We start from the raw sequence: 16,150 nt of genomic DNA, 5'->3' as shown, positions 1-16,150 counted from the left end.
CGTGTGTGCGCCGCTCTCCCGTGATTTTTCCGACATCCGCCTTCAGCGCGACGTGGCGCGCAGCGCCTGCTCGACGATCTGCTTGCGCTTCGCGAAGCCGGCCGCCGTACGTTCGGTGACGCGCGTCACGACCGCGGCCGGCGCGGTGTCGGGCGAGCCGGCGTCGAACGGCGGCGCGGGCGCATATTCGAGCTGAAGCTGGATCGCCTGCGCTTCTTCGTCGCCGACGAGCTCCGCGGCGATCGTCAGCGCGAAGTCGATGCCGGCCGTCACGCCGCCGCCCGTGACCAGGTTGCCGTCGCGCACGACGCGCTCGCGCACGGGTATCGCGCCCAGCGGTTCCAGCAGCGAGTGGAACCGCCAGTGCGTCGTCGCGCGTCGTCCGCGCAGCAGGCCGGCCACGCCGAGCAGCAGCGAGCCCGTGCAGACCGACGTCACGTAGCGCGCGGTGGCCGCACGCTGCTGCACGAACGCGATCGTTTCGGCATCGAGCAGCAATTCGTTGATGCCGATCCCGCCCGGGATGCAGATCACGTCGAGCGGCGGGCAGTCGTCGAACGTGCAGGTCGGCGCGAGCGCGAGGCCGCTGCTCGACGCGACCGCGTCGCGCGACTTCCACACCAGATGAACGGCCGCGTCCGGCAGTGACGCGAGCACGTCGTGCGGGCCGGTGAGGTCGAGTTGCTGGACGCCCGGAAAGACGAGAAGGCCGATGTGAAGTGTCATGCGAAGGCTCCGGAGAGGAAGGGAACGCGCCGTTCGGCACGGGATGGACAGATCGATTCTAGGCGCGTAGTGTTTGGCGAAATTGCCATATCACCCACGTTTTCAGCCAATCGCCATGCCTGCCGCCGCCCCGCGTTCGATCCTGATCTTCGCGTTTCCCCGTGCGCAGTTGCTCGATGTGACGGGGCCGCTGCAGGTGTTCGCGTCCGTCAACGAACTCGCGCTGGAGCGCGGGCAGCCGGCGCCGTATGCGCCGCGCGTCGTGGCCGTCGAAGCCGGGCCTGTCGAGACGTCGTCGGGCCTCGTCGTGATGGCCGAGTCGCTGCGCACCATCGCGCGCCACCCTGACACGCTGATCGTCGCCGGCGGCAAGGGTGTGCACGCGGCGTCGAAGGATGCGCGGGTGGTGCGCTGGGTGCGGCAGCAGGCCGGACGCGCGCGGCGCGTGGCGTCGGTGTGCACCGGCGCGTTCCTGCTCGCCGAGGCCGGTCTGCTCGACGGGCGGCGCGCGGTCACGCACTGGGCGCGCTGCGACGAATTCGCGGCGCGCTACCCGAACGTGCGCGTCGAGCCGGACCCGATCTTCATCCGCGAAGGCGCGCTGTGGACGTCCGCCGGCGTGACGGCCGGCATCGATCTCGCGCTCGCGCTGGTCGAGGACGATCTCGGGCGGGCGACCGCGCTCGACGTCGCGCGCGAGCTCGTCGTGTTCCTGAAGCGTCCGGGCGGGCAGGCCCAATTCAGCACGATGCTGTCGATGCAGCGCACCGCCGACCGGTTCGGCGAGTTGCACGCGTGGATGGCCGAGCACCTGACGGCCGACCTGTCGGTGCCCGCGCTGGCCGAGCGCATGAGCATGAGCGAGCGCAGCTTCGTGCGTCACTATCGCGCGGAAACCGGCCGCACGCCCGCGCGCGCGGTCGAGCAGATCCGTGTCGAGGCCGCGCAACGCCTGCTCGGCGAAACGGCGTGGCCCGTCAAGCGGATCGCCGGGCGGTGCGGCTTCGGTTCCGAAGAGACGCTGCGGCGCAGTTTCGTGCGCGTGTTCGGCGTGTCGCCGCAGGGATATCGCGAGCGGTTCGTGCGGTAACGGTCGACCGATCATCGGGGCCGGAGCGGGTGGCGCCCGGAACTGAACGGAAACCGGTCGGTTTCCAGTCCGAAGTTTCGAAACTATTCAGGATCGGAGAACAATAGGCAGGGGCTTGTGCCGCGCCCACCGCGCGCTCTATTCTGTTCCGTTGGCGATTCGAAAGGGGGGAGCAGCATGGACCGAATCCAGGCAATGGAAGTTTTTACCCGCGTGGTCGACGCGAACAGCTTCACGCGGGCGGCCGACACGCTCTCGATGCCGCGCGCGTCGGTGACGACCATCATCCAGAATCTCGAGGCGCTGCTCGGCGTGCGCCTGATGCACCGGACCACGCGCCGGCTGTCGCTGACGCCGGAGGGCGCCGCGTACTACGAGCATTGCATGAAGATCATCGCGGAGATCGCCGAGGCCGACGCGAGTTTCCAGGCGGGCAACCGCAAGCCGAGCGGCATGCTGCGCGTCCACATGCCCAGTTCGCTCGGGCGGCGTATCGTGCTGCCGTCGCTGTCGACCTTCCGGCAGCGCTATCCGGACATCACGCTCGAGCTGGGGCTGTCGGACCGCTACGTCGATCCGGTCGAGGAAGGCATCGACTGCATGATCCGGGTCGGGCCGCTCGAGGATTCGTCGATGGTCGCGCGGCGCATCGGGATGCTCAAGCGCGTGACGTGCGCGTCGCCCGATTACCTCGCGCGCCACGGCGAGCCGAACGAGATTGCCGATCTCGTCGAACATCAGGCGGTGAATTTTCGCGCGAGCCACGGCGCGCGGACGATTCCGTGGGTGTTCATGATCGACGGCAAGCCGTTCGAGGTGCGGATGAACGGCAGCGTCACGGTCAACGATTCGGATGCTTACGTGACGTGCGGGCTCGAAGGCTTCGGGATGATCCAGCCTACGTTGTTCATGGTGCTGCCGCACTTGCTCGACGGTTCGCTGGTCGAGGTACTGCCGGACTGCAATCCGAAGCCGAAGCCGATCTCGATCGTGTATCCGCACAACCGGCATTTGTCGCAGAAGGTGCGCGTGTTCGCGGACTGGATCGCGGAGGTGTTCGAGGCGACGCCGGCGTTGGAGGGCGGGGAGAACTGGCGCGGGAAGGTGGGGGTGGAGGCGGCAGAGGCGCAGCGCGGAGCGGTGGTGGCGTAGTCGCGGCGCGCGGCCTGAAGGACGGGCAGCGCGCGGCACGGCGGGTGCTGGATGAAGCAATGAAAAAAGCCGCTGTTTCGAAAGAAACAGCGGCTTTTCGCATTTGGTGGCGAATCAGGGATGTGCACGGCTATTGTCCAGACCGATTTGCGTCGCTCCTGTCAATCGACGAGTCAGGAAGTCCCGCAGATGCGCAGCGGCGTTACCTCCACAGGAGTTCGCACGATCTTTCCATCATCGACCTGAAGTCGGGCAATAGTCACGGACATCGGTATCTTGACGTCGTCCGTGACGACAACCTCGTAGTCCGCTCCCGTTACCGGAGTGAAGCTAAGGAATCGCCAAGCCTTGTAGTACCGATAGCGATCCCCAATGCTCCAATGTGCTGAGAAAACGAGGGGGATGCCGGCCTTGACGAGGACTTCAGCGTATGTGAGTTGCGACACATCCTCCAGGTCGTTCGGCATACCAAGCCTTGGCTGACTAAAGAGCCAAGTTGTTGCATTCAGGGAGCGCGCCTGATAGGTGATGGAGGCGAGCGACCGAATGGCCGGGTCTGCTTCAGCATAGCAAGCGGCACTTCCGTGTTCGAGGATATTCAACCAACCGTTACCGACGAACCGGAATCGTACCTTTGCGGTCGTGTCGTTTGGTCCAAGCTTGATATCGGTCGTGAGTAGAGGCGAGACGCAAGCAGAGAGGAGCCAAGCAGAAATCACACACAAGGCGATTGCTCGGGCGCGTGCGAATATACGTACTGACTTGTTCATGGGAAAGTAATTGAGATTTTGCCTTCGTAGGCGTTCGGTATGGCGTACATCGAGCCGTTTTGTGAATAGGCAATCAGCCGCTCGCTATTTGCCGACGATGCGGCGTAGACGATCATGTACTTCGCGTTTGCCGGAATCTGCGCTCTTGCGAAAAAGTAAGGGGTGGCGAGAGACCTGGAGCGGCGCTTCAGTGGTTCGAGACGATCGGTTTCCGTGATGTGCAGGTTGTCGTCGAGGAACATCAGGCGCGGTTTGAATATGGTCACATGGGGAAGCAGCATTGCTCCCCAAGCAGCGATATACGTTCTTACTTCCACCACTTCGGGATGCGTTGCCGGAACTTTGTAGGCTACGAAGGTAGATCGCCCTTCAGGAAAGTCGAAAGTGGGACTTTGTCCGACCTGGATTGACACGCTGTCGGCCCCGTCGGGCCCAAGGTCGCCGAAGTGAAAGCTCTGGAAAGTGGAGCAGCATTGGGCCGGCGCTGGCGGCTCGAAGGAAATGGGCGGCCGCGATGCGCAACCAGATGTCGCCGCAATAAAAACGCTCGCGAGGAGGGCTACCGGTTTCATTTTTGACATGGCGTCTTGCAGGCAACGTTACTTGCTGCGCAGACCGCCAGGGACCATCGGCGGCAAAGACCGTGGCCAGAGTCGGACCGATTGGCTATCGACGCAGTATGTCGTGATAACGGCAAGTGGCCGACGTTCTTGAGGTTGTGTATTACGAATCGTGCGGCGAAGATCGCTTTCTTTGCGGCGAGGCATATGTTCAACGATATCGCTGAACTGGCAGAGGGTGAGAAATGCCGGATGACGGCTTATGTAGACGACGTGACCATTTCCGGGCCTGCCGCCACGAAGAAGCTGCTGGGCGAGCTTCGCAAGGTGGTAAGCAGGTAGGATTACAAGACCAAGCAGAAGGAAGACCTATGCCGCAACCTCGGTGAAGGTTGTCACGAGTGCAGTTGTGGTTGGCCGCGAGCTGCGACCTCCAAGCGAGCGGTATCGAAAAATACGGCAAACGAAGCAGGAGCTGTTGCGCTGCGGGCGCGATGAGAAGGCGTCACTGATGCGGGCGTTGGGGGGCGGCTTCGGGCGGGCAGTCAGATTTTGGGCAACCTTGGCGGGAGTCGCGTGATTAGGATTGGCGATGCCCGAATTGTTGGCGCGCGATGTCTGCGGAGCAAAGAAAAAGGGCCCAGCTTGTGCTGAGCCCTTTCTGCATTTGGTGGCGAATCAGGGATTCGAACCCCGGACCTGCGGATTATGATTCCGTCGCTCTAACCGACTGAGCTAATTCGCCGAAGACTTGAATTATGTCGATCGGCCGGCTGGCTGTCAATACCTTTTTCCATCTTTCCCGAAAAAAGTTGCCGCCGCCCCGTGCCGGCCTCCATCACGGGCGGGAGCCGGCCAGCGGAAGCAGTGCCTCCGCCGCCTTTCCCCGCTGCGCACCCGCCATCAATCCTGCGCGTAGATGTCCGAGTCCTTCGTCTCCTTGACGAACAGCAGGCCGATCACGAACGTGGCCAGCGCGATCACGATCGGATACCAGAGCCCCGAGTAGATGTTGCCCTTCGCCGCGACGATCGCGAACGCGGTCGCCGGCAGGAAGCCGCCGAACCAGCCGTTGCCGATGTGATAGGGCAGCGACATCGACGTGTAGCGGATCCGCGTCGGGAACATCTCGACCAGCATCGCGGCGATCGGGCCGTAGACCATCGTCACGAAGATCACGAGGATCGTCAGGATCACGATCGTCATCGGCCAGTTGAGCTGCGCCGGGTCGGCCTTCGCCGGGTAGCCGGCTCCCTTCAGCGTCGACGCGAGCGTCTTGTCGAACGCCGCGCCCTGCGCCTTCGCGTCGGCCGCCTTGCCGTCGTAGGTCTGGATCACCGTGTCGCCGACCTTGATCTGGGCCAGCGCACCGGCCGGCGCCGCGACGTTCTCGTAGTTCAGGCCGGCCTTGGCGAGCGCGCTCTTCGCGATGTCGCACGAGCTGGTGAACTTCGACGTGCCCACCGGGTTGAACTGGAACGAGCAGGTGGCCGGATCGGCGACGACCGTGATCGGCGCCTTCTGCGTCGCGAGTTCGAGCTGGGGGTTCGCGTAGTGCGTGAGCGCCTTGAACAGCGGGAAGTAGGTCAGCGCGGCGATCAGGCAGCCCGCGAGGATGATTGGCTTGCGGCCGATCTTGTCCGACAGCGAACCGAAGAACAGGAAGAACGGCGTGCCGATCAGCAGCGCGATCGCGATCAGGATGTTCGCGCTGGCGCCGTCGACCTTCAGCGTCTGCGTGAGGAAGAACAGCGCGTAGAACTGGCCCGTGTACCACACGACGGCCTGGCCGGCCGTCAGGCCGATGAGCGCGAGGATCACGATCTTCAGGTTCTTCCACTGGCCGAACGCCTCGGTCAGCGGCGCCTTCGACGTCTTGCCTTCCGCCTTGATGCGCAGGAACACCGGCGATTCGTTCAACTGCAACCGGATCCACACCGACACCCCGAGCAGCAGGATCGACGCGACGAACGGCACGCGCCAGCCCCAGTTGCCGAACGCTTCCTCGCCGACGAACGTGCGTACGCCGAGGATCACGAGCAGCGACAGGAACAGGCCGAGCGTGGCCGTCGTCTGGATCCACGCAGTGTAGAAGCCGCGCCGGTTGGCCGGCGCATGCTCGGCGACGTAGGTCGCCGCGCCGCCGTACTCGCCGCCGAGCGCGAGGCCCTGCAACAGCCGCATCGCGATGAAGATCACCGGCGCGGCGATGCCGATCGACGCGTACCCGGGCAGGAAGCCGACCACGAACGTCGACACGCCCATGATCACGATCGTCACGAGGAACGTGTGCTTGCGGCCGACGAGGTCGCCGAGCCGGCCGAACACGATCGCGCCGAACGGCCGCACCGCGAAGCCGGCCGCGAAGCCGAGCAGCGTGAAGATGAACGCGGCGGTCGGATTGACGCCGGAGAAGAAGCTCTTGCTGATGTAGGCCGCGAGCGAGCCGGCCAGGTAAAAGTCGTACCACTCGAACACGGTGCCGAGCGACGACGCGAAGATCACCTTCTTCTCTTCGCCCGTCATCGGCGAGTGCGAAATTTGCCCGCCTAACGTTGCCATGAATCGTCTCCAAGTCCCTTGATATAGATGTGCGGCCGCCTTGGGAGGGCGGGCCTGTCGACGATTATTGGCACGGAAACTTACGGCGTACTGACTCGCGCGTACAAAACGACTGCACGTTAACCCGTGGCGAACCGGCCGCTTCGCGTGTCGATCGTGATGCGAACGTCCGTTAAAACGCCGGTTTCGGCATATTTGCACCCAGCCGCGGCGGCGCGCGTCAGGGTTAATCCGGGGTGGTGTCGGTCAGCGGCAGGCTGATGCGCACCAGCGTGCCGGCGAGGCGCGGCGTGTGCTGGTAGACGTGATCGTCGAGCGTCAGCGTGCCGCCGTGCTGCGTGGCGATCTCGCGCACGATCGCGAGCCCGAGGCCGCTGCCGTCGCCTTCGCGGCCGAGGATCCGGTAGAAGCGCTCGACGACGCGTTCGCGTTCGCCGGCCGGGATGCCGGGGCCCGTATCCTCGACTTCGAGATGCACGAGCCGCCTCGTGCGCTCGGCGCGCACGCGCACGGTGATGCGGCCGCCTTCGGGCGTGTAGCGGATCGCGTTGTCGACGAGGTTGCCGAGCATCTCGCGCAGCATCACCGGATTGCCGTCGACGTCGAGCGGCGCGTCGTCGTCCGGGCCTTCGTAACCGAGATCCATGCGTTTCGCGAGCGCGGCCTGCACCCAGTCGCGCACGGTGCGCCGCGCGAGCGCGCCGATCTCGACCGGCTCGAACGTGAGCCCGCTCGCGCGGTTCTCGGCGCGCGCGAGCGCGAGCAGTTGCGTGACGAGCCGCGCGGCTTGCTCGGAGCTCGTCGCGATCTGCTCGAGCGAGCGCTGCACGTCGGGCGGCACCGGATGGCGCAGCGCGAATTCGGCCTGCGTGCGCAGGCCCGCGAGCGGCGTCTTCATCTGATGCGCGGCGTCGGCGATGAAGCGTTTCTGCAGCGCCATGTTCTGTTCGAGGCGCGCGAGCAGGTCGTTGAACGACGTGACGAGCGGCTCGATCTCGGGCGGCGCGCGCTGCGCCTCGACGGGCGACAGGTCGTCGGGCCGGCGCGCGCGGATGTGCGCCTGCAGCGCGTTGAGCGGCGCGAGCCCGCGCGACAGCCCGAACCAGACGAGCAGGATCGCGAGCGGCAGGATCACGAATTGCGGCAGGATCACGCCCTTGATGATGTCGTTCGCGAGCGCGTTGCGCTTGTCGAGCGTCTCGCCGACCTGCACGAGCACGGGCTGCGCGCCGCTCGCCTGCGGCAGCGCGACGGTCGTGTACGCGACGCGCACGTCGTTGCCGCGCAGCAGGTCGTCGCGGAACACGACGACGCCCGGCGGCGGGCGGTCCTCGTCGCGCGGCAGCGGCATGTCGGCTTCGCCCGCGACCAGCTCGCCGCGCGTGCCGAGCACCTGGAAGTAGACGCTGTCGATGTTGTCCGCGCGCAGGAAGTCGCGCGTCTGCTCCGGCAGCGTCAGCTCGGCGACGCCGTTGACCGGATGGATCTGCCGCGCGAGCACGTACGCGTTGGTCTCCAGCGCGCGGTCGAACGGGCTGTTCGCGATCGTCTTCGCGACGAGATAGGTGACGGCGATGCTCATCGGCCACAGCAGCAGCAGCGGTGCGAGCATCCAGTCGAGGATTTCGCCGAACAGCGAGCGCGGGCGCGGCGTTTCGGCCGATTCGGTTTCGTCGGGCGGCGCGAACGGGTTCTCGTAGCGCGCGTCGCGCGCCTCGTCGGCGGCCGACGACGGCGCGCCGGTCGGGTGACGGGAATGGGCCGGCGTGGCCATCGCGGCGCCGCCCGGCGTCAGCGCAGCGGCGTGCCGGCCGCCGCGGGCTGGGGCGCCGCCGGGTCGGCCGGCGGCGCGGGCGCGACCTTCTCGAGGCAATAGCCGAGGCCGCGCACGGTCGAGATCCGCACGCCGCTCGGTTCGATCTTCTTGCGCAGCCGGTGCACGTAGACTTCGATCGCGTTGTTGCTGACTTCCTCGCCCCATTCGCACAGGTGATCGACGAGCTGTTCCTTCGACACGAGGCGGCCGATCCGCTGCAGCAGCACCTCGAGCAGGCCGAGTTCGCGCGCCGAGAGATCGAGCACGTGATCGTTCGCATACGCGATGCGGCCGACCTGGTCGAACGCGAGCGAGCCGTGGCGCACGACGGTCGGCCCGCCGCCCGCGCCGCGCCGGGTCAGCGCGCGCACGCGCGCCTCGAGCTCGTTGAGTGCGAACGGCTTGGCCATGTAGTCGTCGGCGCCGAGGTCGAGCCCCTTCACGCGCTCGTCGACGCTGTCGGCGGCGGTCAGGATCAGCACGGGGAGATTGGAATTGCGGGCGCGCAGGCGCTTGAGCACGTCGAGCCCGGACATTTTCGGCAGCCCGAGATCGAGGATCAGCAGGTCGAAAGTCTGCATCGACAGCGCGGTATCGGCGTCGACGCCGCTCTTCACGTGATCGACGGCATAGCCCGATTGGCGGAGTGACCGGGTGAGGCCGTCCGCGAGTATGCTGTCGTCTTCGGCGATGAGAATTCGCATGTTGCTGACCGATAGCCGGCGAGGCGTTCGCGCCGGCGCGGCTGTCTCCGAAGTTATCCGTGTACAACGCAGCCTGCATTGCGGGCTTGCATAAAACACTGTTTTTTTATACAGTGTCTGCATTCGTGGGCGGCGCTTGAAAGCGGGCGCGCCTTTAACAGACGCTGCTCATCATAGCAAAGGACGATTCATGGAAGATAGCAAGAAGGGCTCCGGGATGACCGCCGAGAAGAGCAAGGCGCTGGCGGCCGCACTCGCGCAGATCGAGAAGCAGTTCGGCAAAGGCTCGATCATGCGTATGGGCGACGGCGAAGCGGCCGAGGATATCCAGGTCGTCTCCACGGGCTCGCTGGGTCTCGATATCGCACTGGGCGTCGGCGGCCTGCCGCGCGGCCGGGTGGTCGAGATCTACGGTCCGGAATCGTCCGGTAAAACCACGCTCACGCTGCAGGTCATCGCCGAGCTGCAGAAGCTGGGCGGCACCGCGGCGTTCATCGACGCCGAGCACGCGCTCGACGTCCAATATGCCGCGAAGCTCGGCGTGAACGTGCCGGAGCTGCTGATCTCGCAGCCGGACACCGGCGAGCAGGCGCTCGAAATCACCGACGCGCTGGTGCGCTCGGGCTCGATCGACATGATCGTCATCGACTCGGTCGCGGCGCTCGTGCCGAAGGCCGAAATCGAAGGCGAGATGGGCGATTCGCTGCCGGGTCTGCAGGCTCGCCTGATGTCGCAGGCGCTGCGCAAGCTGACCGGCACGATCAAGCGCACGAACTGCCTCGTGATCTTCATCAACCAGATCCGGATGAAGATCGGCGTGATGTTCGGCAACCCGGAAACCACGACGGGCGGCAACGCGCTGAAGTTCTACTCGTCGGTGCGTCTCGATATCCGCCGGATCGGCTCGATCAAGAAGAACGACGAGGTGATCGGCAACGAAACCCGCGTGAAGGTCGTCAAGAACAAGGTGTCGCCGCCGTTCCGCGAAGCGATCTTCGACATCCTGTACGGCGAAGGCATTTCGCGCCAGGGCGAGATCATCGATCTCGGCGTGCAGGCGAAGATCGTCGACAAGGCGGGCGCCTGGTACAGCTACAACGGCGAGAAGATCGGCCAGGGCAAGGACAACGCGCGTGAATTCCTGCGCGAAAATCCGGAAATCGCGCGCGAGATCGAGAACCGCATCCGCGAATCGCTCGGTGTCGTCGCGATGCCCGATGGCGTAGTCAACGAAGCCGAGGCGATGGACGAAGAAGAGTGATGGTTGCGCGCCGAGGTCAGGCTGGCGAGCCGGCGGAGCACGACACGCCCGAAACGGCGGGTCGCTCCGGGCGGCGAGCCGGATCCTCGGGCGCCGACCGGCGGGGCGCAGGCGGCAACGCCGCGAACCGCACCGCGACGAGGGCATCCGACGATGCCCTCGTTTCGTTTGAGATTGCCGCACCGGACGACCCGTTCGACGACGATGAGTCGTTCGACGCGCACGACCGCTCCCGCCGTCGCGTGTCCGGTGTCCGCTTCCCGGGCGATCGCGCCCCGGACGATCGCGTCCCGGACGATCGCGCAGCCGATGCGCCCGCGACGGAAGATGTCTATACGCGCAGCAGCCAGCATCCGCGCCGCATACGTCGCGCAGCCGGCGCATCTTCCCGCGGCGCTGCTTCGAGCGACGCGTCGGGCGTAGGCGAGCGCAAGCCGTCGAAACCGCCGCGGTCGTTGAAGGGCCGTGCGCTCGGTTATCTGTCAAGGCGCGAATACAGCCGCGCGGAGCTTGCGCGCAAGCTCGCCCCCTACGTCGGCGAAGACGAGTCCGTCGAACCGGTGCTCGATGCGCTGGAACAGGAAGGCTGGCTGTCCGACGCGCGCTTCGCCGAGAGTCTCGTGCATCGCCGCGCGTCGCGCGTCGGCGTCGCGCGCATCGTCAGCGAACTGAAGCGCCATGCGGTCGGCGACAGCCTCGTCGAAGCGGTGAATGCCCAATTGCGCGAGACCGAGTTGACGCGCGCGCAGGCCGTGTGGCGCAAGAAATTCGGTGCGCTGCCGCAAACGCCCGCCGAGCGCGCGAAGCAGGCGCGCTTCCTTGCCGCGCGCGGCTTCTCGAGCGCGACCATCGTGAAGTTGCTGAAGGTCGGCGACAATTTCCCGCTCGACGACTGAGCCGCCCGGTCGCGCGCGGGGCGCGCGATTTTGCTGCATCGCAACCGCTTCCGGACAGGCGGGAATACCCGCCGTCGAGGCCGGATGTCTCAAATACCCAATATGCTAAAATCCACGGGTTTTCCTCTTCGGCCTCAACCTCCAGCATGCCGCTATCCGAGCCCGTGCCCCGTCAGTTGCGACATCGACGCGCAATCCGAGCGGAAGCCTACGAGCGCGGCGACGGCTTGTGGGACATCGAAGCCTGCCTGACCGACCACAAGCCGCGCGATGTCGCGCTTGCGTCGGGCATCCGGCCCCAGGGCCTGCCGATCCACGAACTCTGGCTACGCGTGACCATCGATCGTGACCTCAATGTCGTCGACGCCGAAGCGTCTTCGGAATGGGTTCCCTATCCCGGTCACTGTCAATCCGCTTCTCCCGCCTATCGGGCCCTCATCGGGCTCAACCTCTTCCGCAATTTCCGCCGCAACGCGAACCGGCTGCTCGCCGGCGTCGCCGGCTGTTCCCATCTCACCGAACTGTGCGCCGTGCTGCCGACGGCCGCGATCCAGGCGTTCGCCGGTGATGTGTGGAACGTGCGCGAGGAGGGCGGCGAAGGGCCGGACCATGACGGCGCGCACGCCGAACCGCCTTTCCAGCTCGGCCGCTGCCGGGCGCTGCGATTCGACGGCGAGGTCGTACGGCAGTACTACCCGCGCTGGTACGGCCCGATTCGGCCGGATCTGCCCGGTGAAGGCAGCACGAAGGAATGAACGGAAATCATTCGAAGAAGCGTCTTAAGCGACTTTTCATCCAACTCTCAGACTGAAGGGAATCACGCATGAAGATTCACGAGTACCAGGGTAAGGAAATCCTGCGGAAATTCGGAGTCGCGGTACCGCGCGGCAAGCCGGCGTTCTCGGTTGACGAGGCCGTCAAGGTGGCGGAAGAGCTCGGCGGCCCGGTATGGGTCGTGAAGGCTCAGATTCACGCGGGCGGCCGTGGCAAGGGCGGCGGCGTGAAGGTGGCGAAGTCGATCGAACAGGTGCGCGAATACGCGAACCAGATCCTCGGCATGCAGCTCGTCACGCACCAGACGGGCCCGGAAGGCCAGAAGGTCAACCGTCTGATGATCGAGGAAGGCGCCGACATCAAGCAGGAACTGTATGTCAGCCTCGTCGTCGACCGCATCTCGCAGAAGATCGTGCTGATGGGTTCGAGCGAAGGCGGCATGGACATCGAGGAAGTCGCCGAGAAGCACCCGGAACTGATCCACAAGGTCATCGTCGAGCCGTCGACGGGCCTGCTGGACGCGCAGGCCGACGACCTCGCCGCGAAGATCGGCGTGCCGGCCGCGTCGATTCCGCAAGCGCGCGCGATCCTGCAAGGCCTGTACAAGGCATTCTGGGAAACCGACGCATCGCTGGCTGAAATCAACCCGCTGAACGTCTCCGGCGACGGCAAGGTCACCGCACTCGACGCGAAGTTCAACTTCGATTCGAACGCGCTGTTCCGTCACCCGGAAATCGTCGCGTACCGCGATCTGGACGAAGAAGATCCGGCTGAAATCGAAGCGTCGAAGTTCGACCTCGCGTACATCTCGCTCGACGGCAACATCGGCTGTCTCGTGAACGGCGCGGGCCTCGCGATGGCGACGATGGACACCATCAAGCTGTTCGGCGGCGAGCCGGCGAACTTCCTGGACGTCGGCGGTGGCGCGACGACCGAGAAGGTCACGGAAGCGTTCAAGCTGATGCTGAAGAACCCGGACCTGAAGGCGATCCTCGTGAACATCTTCGGCGGCATCATGCGCTGCGACGTGATCGCGGAAGGCGTGATCGCCGGTTCGAAGGCCGTGAACCTGAACGTGCCGCTCGTCGTGCGCATGAAGGGCACGAACGAGGACCTCGGCAAGAAGATGCTGGCCGATTCGGGCCTGCCGATCATCTCGGCGGACAGCATGGAAGAAGCCGCGCAGAAGGTCGTCGCGGCTGCCGCAGGCAAGTAAGCACGCGCTAATGAACACGTAGGGCGGCGCGGCTTGCTCGCGACGCCCATCGAACAGAGGTCAAAATACATGTCGATTCTGATCAACAAGGACACGAAGGTCATCACGCAGGGCATTACCGGCAAGACCGGTCAGTTCCATACGCGCGCCTGCCGTGAATACGCAAACGGCCGCGAAGCATTCGTCGCGGGCGTGAACCCGAAGAAGGCCGGCGAAGATTTCGAAGGCATTCCGATCTACGCGAGCGTCAAGGAAGCGAAGGCGGAAACCGGCGCGACCGTGTCGGTCATCTACGTGCCGCCGGCAGGCGCGGCCGCTGCGATCTGGGAAGCGGTCGAAGCCGACCTCGATCTCGCGATCTGCATCACGGAAGGCATCCCCGTGCGCGACATGATCGAAGTGAAGGACCGCATGCGTCGCGAAGGCCGCAAGACGCTGCTGCTCGGGCCGAACTGCCCGGGCACGATCACGCCGGACGAGCTGAAGATCGGCATCATGCCGGGTCACATCCACCGCAAGGGCCGCATCGGCGTCGTGTCGCGTTCGGGCACGCTGACGTACGAAGCGGTTGCGCAGCTGACGGCACTCGGCCTCGGCCAGTCGTCGGCAGTCGGTATCGGCGGCGACCCGATCAACGGCCTGAAGCACATCGACGTGATGAAGATGTTCAACGACGATCCGGATACGGATGCGGTCGTGATGATCGGCGAAATCGGCGGTCCGGACGAAGCCAACGCCGCCGAGTGGATCAAGGACAACATGAAGAAGCCGGTCGTCGGCTTCATCGCGGGCGTCACGGCGCCTCCGGGCAAGCGCATGGGCCACGCCGGCGCGCTGATCTCGGGCGGTGCGGATACGGCCGAAGCGAAGCTGGAAATCATGGAAGCGTGCGGCATCACCGTCACGCGCAACCCGTCGGAAATGGGCCGTCTGCTGAAGAAGGCGCTGTAATTGTTTCCGTTGGGCTCGTCCTGCAGAAAACGCCGGCTTTGCCGGCGTTTTTTGTTATGCTCCCGCAATGAATTCGTAAGCACCGGGCATGCGTCATGCATGTGCCGGCGATGAACCGGGTCGCCCGCGAGGCGGCCGTTGTCCTTTCCTCACCTCCATGCTCGAATTCCTGACCTCGCTGCACTGGGGCGCCATTCTCCAGATCGTCATCATCGATATCCTGCTCGGCGGCGACAACGCGGTCGTGATCGCGCTTGCGTGCCGCAACCTGCCGGCGAACCAGCGGCTGCGCGGCGTCGTCTGGGGCACCGCGGGGGCGATCCTGCTGCGTGTCGCGCTGATCACGTTCGCGGTCGCGCTGCTCGACGTACCGTTCCTGAAATTCGGCGGCGGGCTGTTGCTGCTGTGGATCGGTATCAAACTGATGGCGCCGGCCGCCGACGCGCACGACAACATCAAACCGGCCGACCGGCTGTGGGATGCCGTGAAGACGATCGTGATCGCCGATGCGGTCATGAGCCTCGACAACGTGATCGCGATCGCCGGCGCGGCCGAGCAGGCCGATCCGTCGCACCGGCTCGCGCTCGTGATCTTCGGGCTCGTCGTCAGCGTGCCGATCATCGTGTGGGGCAGCACGCTGGTGCTGAAGCTGCTCGACCGTTTCCCGGTCGTCGTGGCGCTTGGCGCGGGGCTGCTCGGCTGGATCGCGGGCGGGCTGATCGTGAACGACCCGGTCGGCGACCGCTGGCCGGTGCTCGATTCGCCGTCGGTGGTCTATGGCGCGAGCATCGCCGGCGCGCTGTTCGTCGTGGCGATCGGTTACGCGCTCAGGAAGCGCCGCGGCGTGACGCACGCGCCCTGACTGGCCATCCGGCCGACTGTCGGCTTCGCGGCCCGCTGGCTACGATCGAGACGCCTGCCTGTATCGGCAGGCGTTTTTCGTTTCCGGAGCCTGTCATGTTCGAAGCTTTTTCCGTTTCCCTGTTTCGTCGCGTTGCCGCCGACCTGCGGCGCGCGAACCGGCCGTCGCCGCGCTGGCGGCCGGCCGGCTTCACGCTGATCGAACTGATGATCGTGCTGGCGATCGTCGGCGTCGTCGCCGCCTATGCAATTCCCGCGTACCAGGATTACCTCGCGCGGTCGCGCGTCGGCGAGGGCCTTGCGCTCGCGTCGTCGGCGCGGCTCGCGGTTGCCGACAACGCGGCGAGCGGCGCGAGCCTCGACGGCGGCTACAGCCCGCCTGCCGCGACCCGCAACGTCGAATCGGTTGCGATCGACGGCGCCACCGGCCAGATCACGGTCGCGTTTACCCCCCGCGTCGCCGCGGCTGGCGCGAATACGCTGGTGCTCGTACCGTCCGCGCCAGACAAGGCCGATGCGCCCACCGCGCGCGTACCGCTCAAAAAGGGGGCGATACAGGCGGGCGCGATCGCGTGGGAATGTTTCGCCGCCGGCAAGGAGGCATCGTCGCTGCCCGCGCCGGGAGCGGGGCCGTTGCCGGGTAACGCCGCGACGCTGCCCGCGAAATATGCGCCCGCGGAGTGCCGTGCGTAGCGCCGCCGCCGGTATGGAAGGGCGGTGGCCCGTGCGCAAAGCCGGCCGCCGCGTGTCCGATGCGGCGGCGGCCGCGCCGCGGTTCATCGCGCGTGCGCCGCACAGAGCGGGGAAAGTT

Annotated in this window: 16 protein-coding genes and 1 tRNA gene; 10 read left to right on the top strand and 7 right to left on the bottom strand. The window is 65.7% G+C overall.

Annotation, left to right across the window (positions count from 1 at the left end; genetic code table 11):
• Positions 1–42: 42 nt before the first annotated feature.
• Positions 43–726, bottom strand: coding sequence for a DJ-1/PfpI family protein (locus CFB35_RS13970; RefSeq protein WP_059578626.1), 684 nt, complete (start codon positions 724–726; stop codon positions 43–45).
• A 115-nt stretch (positions 727–841) separates the two neighbouring features.
• Between CFB35_RS13970 and CFB35_RS13965 the strand changes: the two genes are divergently transcribed.
• Entirely contained in the window at positions 842–1,816 is a 975-nt protein-coding gene (locus CFB35_RS13965) for a GlxA family transcriptional regulator (protein WP_059578624.1), read from the top strand.
• 177 nt (positions 1,817–1,993) lie between these two features.
• Positions 1,994–2,968 carry a LysR family transcriptional regulator gene (locus CFB35_RS13960; RefSeq protein ID WP_059578621.1) on the top strand — a complete coding sequence of 325 codons (975 nt, stop codon included), beginning with the start codon at positions 1,994–1,996 and terminating at the stop codon, positions 2,966–2,968.
• Between the two features lie 173 nt (positions 2,969–3,141).
• On the opposite strand, the gene CFB35_RS34340 is transcribed toward CFB35_RS13960, so the two are convergent.
• Complete coding sequence (locus CFB35_RS34340) at positions 3,142–3,738, bottom strand: hypothetical protein (protein ID WP_143328721.1); 597 nt, start codon at positions 3,736–3,738, stop codon at positions 3,142–3,144.
• The gene (locus tag CFB35_RS34335; protein WP_124862688.1) at positions 3,735–4,319 is read right to left on the bottom strand and encodes a hypothetical protein; all 585 of its coding nucleotides are present in this window, start codon (positions 4,317–4,319) and stop codon (positions 3,735–3,737) included. The genes CFB35_RS34340 and CFB35_RS34335 overlap by 4 nt, the downstream gene beginning before the upstream one ends.
• Positions 4,320–4,505: 186 nt before the next feature.
• Here CFB35_RS34335 and CFB35_RS35340 point away from each other — a divergent pair, with 186 nt between their 5' ends.
• Positions 4,506–4,640 carry a hypothetical protein gene (locus tag CFB35_RS35340; RefSeq protein WP_256939976.1) on the top strand — a complete coding sequence of 45 codons (135 nt, stop codon included), beginning with the start codon at positions 4,506–4,508 and terminating at the stop codon, positions 4,638–4,640.
• 326 nt (positions 4,641–4,966) lie between these two features.
• Here the strand turns inward: CFB35_RS35340 and CFB35_RS13940 are convergent.
• The 4 genes from CFB35_RS13940 to CFB35_RS13920 all read right to left on the bottom strand — a co-directional run bounded on the left by CFB35_RS13940 (position 4,967) and on the right by CFB35_RS13920 (position 9,380).
• Positions 4,967–5,043, bottom strand: a tRNA-Met gene (locus tag CFB35_RS13940).
• Between the two features lie 158 nt (positions 5,044–5,201).
• Positions 5,202–6,860 (bottom strand): MFS transporter, encoded by a 1,659-nt coding sequence (locus CFB35_RS13930; RefSeq protein WP_059643034.1) that lies wholly within the window; start codon positions 6,858–6,860, stop codon positions 5,202–5,204.
• A gap of 226 nt (positions 6,861–7,086) precedes the next feature.
• A complete protein-coding gene (locus tag CFB35_RS13925) occupies positions 7,087–8,634 on the bottom strand; it encodes a sensor histidine kinase (protein ID WP_059578611.1) in 1,548 nt (515 codons plus the stop codon).
• Positions 8,635–8,651: 17 nt separating this feature from the next.
• Positions 8,652–9,380: a response regulator transcription factor gene (locus CFB35_RS13920; protein ID WP_089465114.1), complete on the bottom strand. Its 729-nt coding sequence runs from the start codon at positions 9,378–9,380 to the stop codon at positions 8,652–8,654.
• A 190-nt stretch (positions 9,381–9,570) separates the two neighbouring features.
• Here CFB35_RS13920 and recA point away from each other — a divergent pair, with 190 nt between their 5' ends.
• The 7 genes from recA (at position 9,571) to CFB35_RS13885 (ending at position 16,032) form a co-directional block, all read left to right on the top strand.
• Complete coding sequence (gene recA / locus CFB35_RS13915) at positions 9,571–10,641, top strand: recombinase RecA (protein ID WP_059578606.1); 1,071 nt, start codon at positions 9,571–9,573, stop codon at positions 10,639–10,641.
• On the top strand, positions 10,641–11,537 hold the full coding sequence (gene recX / locus CFB35_RS13910; RefSeq protein ID WP_089465113.1) for a recombination regulator RecX: 897 nt from the start codon (positions 10,641–10,643) through the stop codon (positions 11,535–11,537). The genes recA and recX overlap by 1 nt, the downstream gene beginning before the upstream one ends.
• 146 nt (positions 11,538–11,683) lie before the next feature.
• Positions 11,684–12,292: a DUF2889 domain-containing protein gene (locus CFB35_RS13905; protein WP_060315087.1), complete on the top strand. Its 609-nt coding sequence runs from the start codon at positions 11,684–11,686 to the stop codon at positions 12,290–12,292.
• Positions 12,293–12,360: 68 nt separating this feature from the next.
• A complete protein-coding gene (gene sucC, locus CFB35_RS13900) occupies positions 12,361–13,527 on the top strand; it encodes an ADP-forming succinate--CoA ligase subunit beta (protein WP_006477915.1) in 1,167 nt (388 codons plus the stop codon).
• A 69-nt stretch (positions 13,528–13,596) separates the two neighbouring features.
• Complete coding sequence (gene sucD, locus CFB35_RS13895) at positions 13,597–14,478, top strand: succinate--CoA ligase subunit alpha (RefSeq protein ID WP_006477916.1); 882 nt, start codon at positions 13,597–13,599, stop codon at positions 14,476–14,478.
• Positions 14,479–14,635: 157 nt separating this feature from the next.
• Positions 14,636–15,340, top strand: coding sequence for a TerC family protein (locus tag CFB35_RS13890; protein WP_059578598.1), 705 nt, complete (start codon positions 14,636–14,638; stop codon positions 15,338–15,340).
• A 95-nt stretch (positions 15,341–15,435) separates the two neighbouring features.
• A complete protein-coding gene (locus CFB35_RS13885; protein ID WP_059578595.1) occupies positions 15,436–16,032 on the top strand; it encodes a pilin in 597 nt (198 codons plus the stop codon).
• Positions 16,033–16,150 lie beyond the last annotated feature (118 nt).

Origin of the sequence: Burkholderia sp. AU16482 (genome assembly GCF_002223285.1) — a bacterium.
GTDB lineage: Bacteria > Pseudomonadota > Gammaproteobacteria > Burkholderiales > Burkholderiaceae > Burkholderia > Burkholderia semiarida.
This window is presented reverse-complemented; position numbering and strand designations above follow the sequence as displayed.

Coding starts and splice junctions, on each gene's coding strand:
- CFB35_RS13920 (WP_089465114.1), bottom strand. CDS start 9,380: ATGCGAATTCTCATCGCCGAAGACGACAGCATACTCGCGGACGGCCTC.
- CFB35_RS34335 (WP_124862688.1), bottom strand. CDS start 4,319: ATGTCAAAAATGAAACCGGTAGCCCTCCTCGCGAGCGTTTTTATTGCG.
- CFB35_RS13965 (WP_059578624.1), top strand. CDS start 842: ATGCCTGCCGCCGCCCCGCGTTCGATCCTGATCTTCGCGTTTCCCCGT.
- CFB35_RS13960 (WP_059578621.1), top strand. CDS start 1,994: ATGGACCGAATCCAGGCAATGGAAGTTTTTACCCGCGTGGTCGACGCG.
- CFB35_RS13930 (WP_059643034.1), bottom strand. CDS start 6,860: ATGGCAACGTTAGGCGGGCAAATTTCGCACTCGCCGATGACGGGCGAA.
- recX (WP_089465113.1), top strand. CDS start 10,641: ATGGTTGCGCGCCGAGGTCAGGCTGGCGAGCCGGCGGAGCACGACACG.
- CFB35_RS13925 (WP_059578611.1), bottom strand. CDS start 8,634: ATGGCCACGCCGGCCCATTCCCGTCACCCGACCGGCGCGCCGTCGTCG.
- sucC (WP_006477915.1), top strand. CDS start 12,361: ATGAAGATTCACGAGTACCAGGGTAAGGAAATCCTGCGGAAATTCGGA.
- CFB35_RS13885 (WP_059578595.1), top strand. CDS start 15,436: ATGTTCGAAGCTTTTTCCGTTTCCCTGTTTCGTCGCGTTGCCGCCGAC.
- CFB35_RS13905 (WP_060315087.1), top strand. CDS start 11,684: ATGCCGCTATCCGAGCCCGTGCCCCGTCAGTTGCGACATCGACGCGCA.
- CFB35_RS35340 (WP_256939976.1), top strand. CDS start 4,506: ATGTTCAACGATATCGCTGAACTGGCAGAGGGTGAGAAATGCCGGATG.
- recA (WP_059578606.1), top strand. CDS start 9,571: ATGGAAGATAGCAAGAAGGGCTCCGGGATGACCGCCGAGAAGAGCAAG.
- sucD (WP_006477916.1), top strand. CDS start 13,597: ATGTCGATTCTGATCAACAAGGACACGAAGGTCATCACGCAGGGCATT.
- CFB35_RS13970 (WP_059578626.1), bottom strand. CDS start 726: ATGACACTTCACATCGGCCTTCTCGTCTTTCCGGGCGTCCAGCAACTC.
- CFB35_RS34340 (WP_143328721.1), bottom strand. CDS start 3,738: ATGAACAAGTCAGTACGTATATTCGCACGCGCCCGAGCAATCGCCTTG.
- CFB35_RS13890 (WP_059578598.1), top strand. CDS start 14,636: ATGCTCGAATTCCTGACCTCGCTGCACTGGGGCGCCATTCTCCAGATC.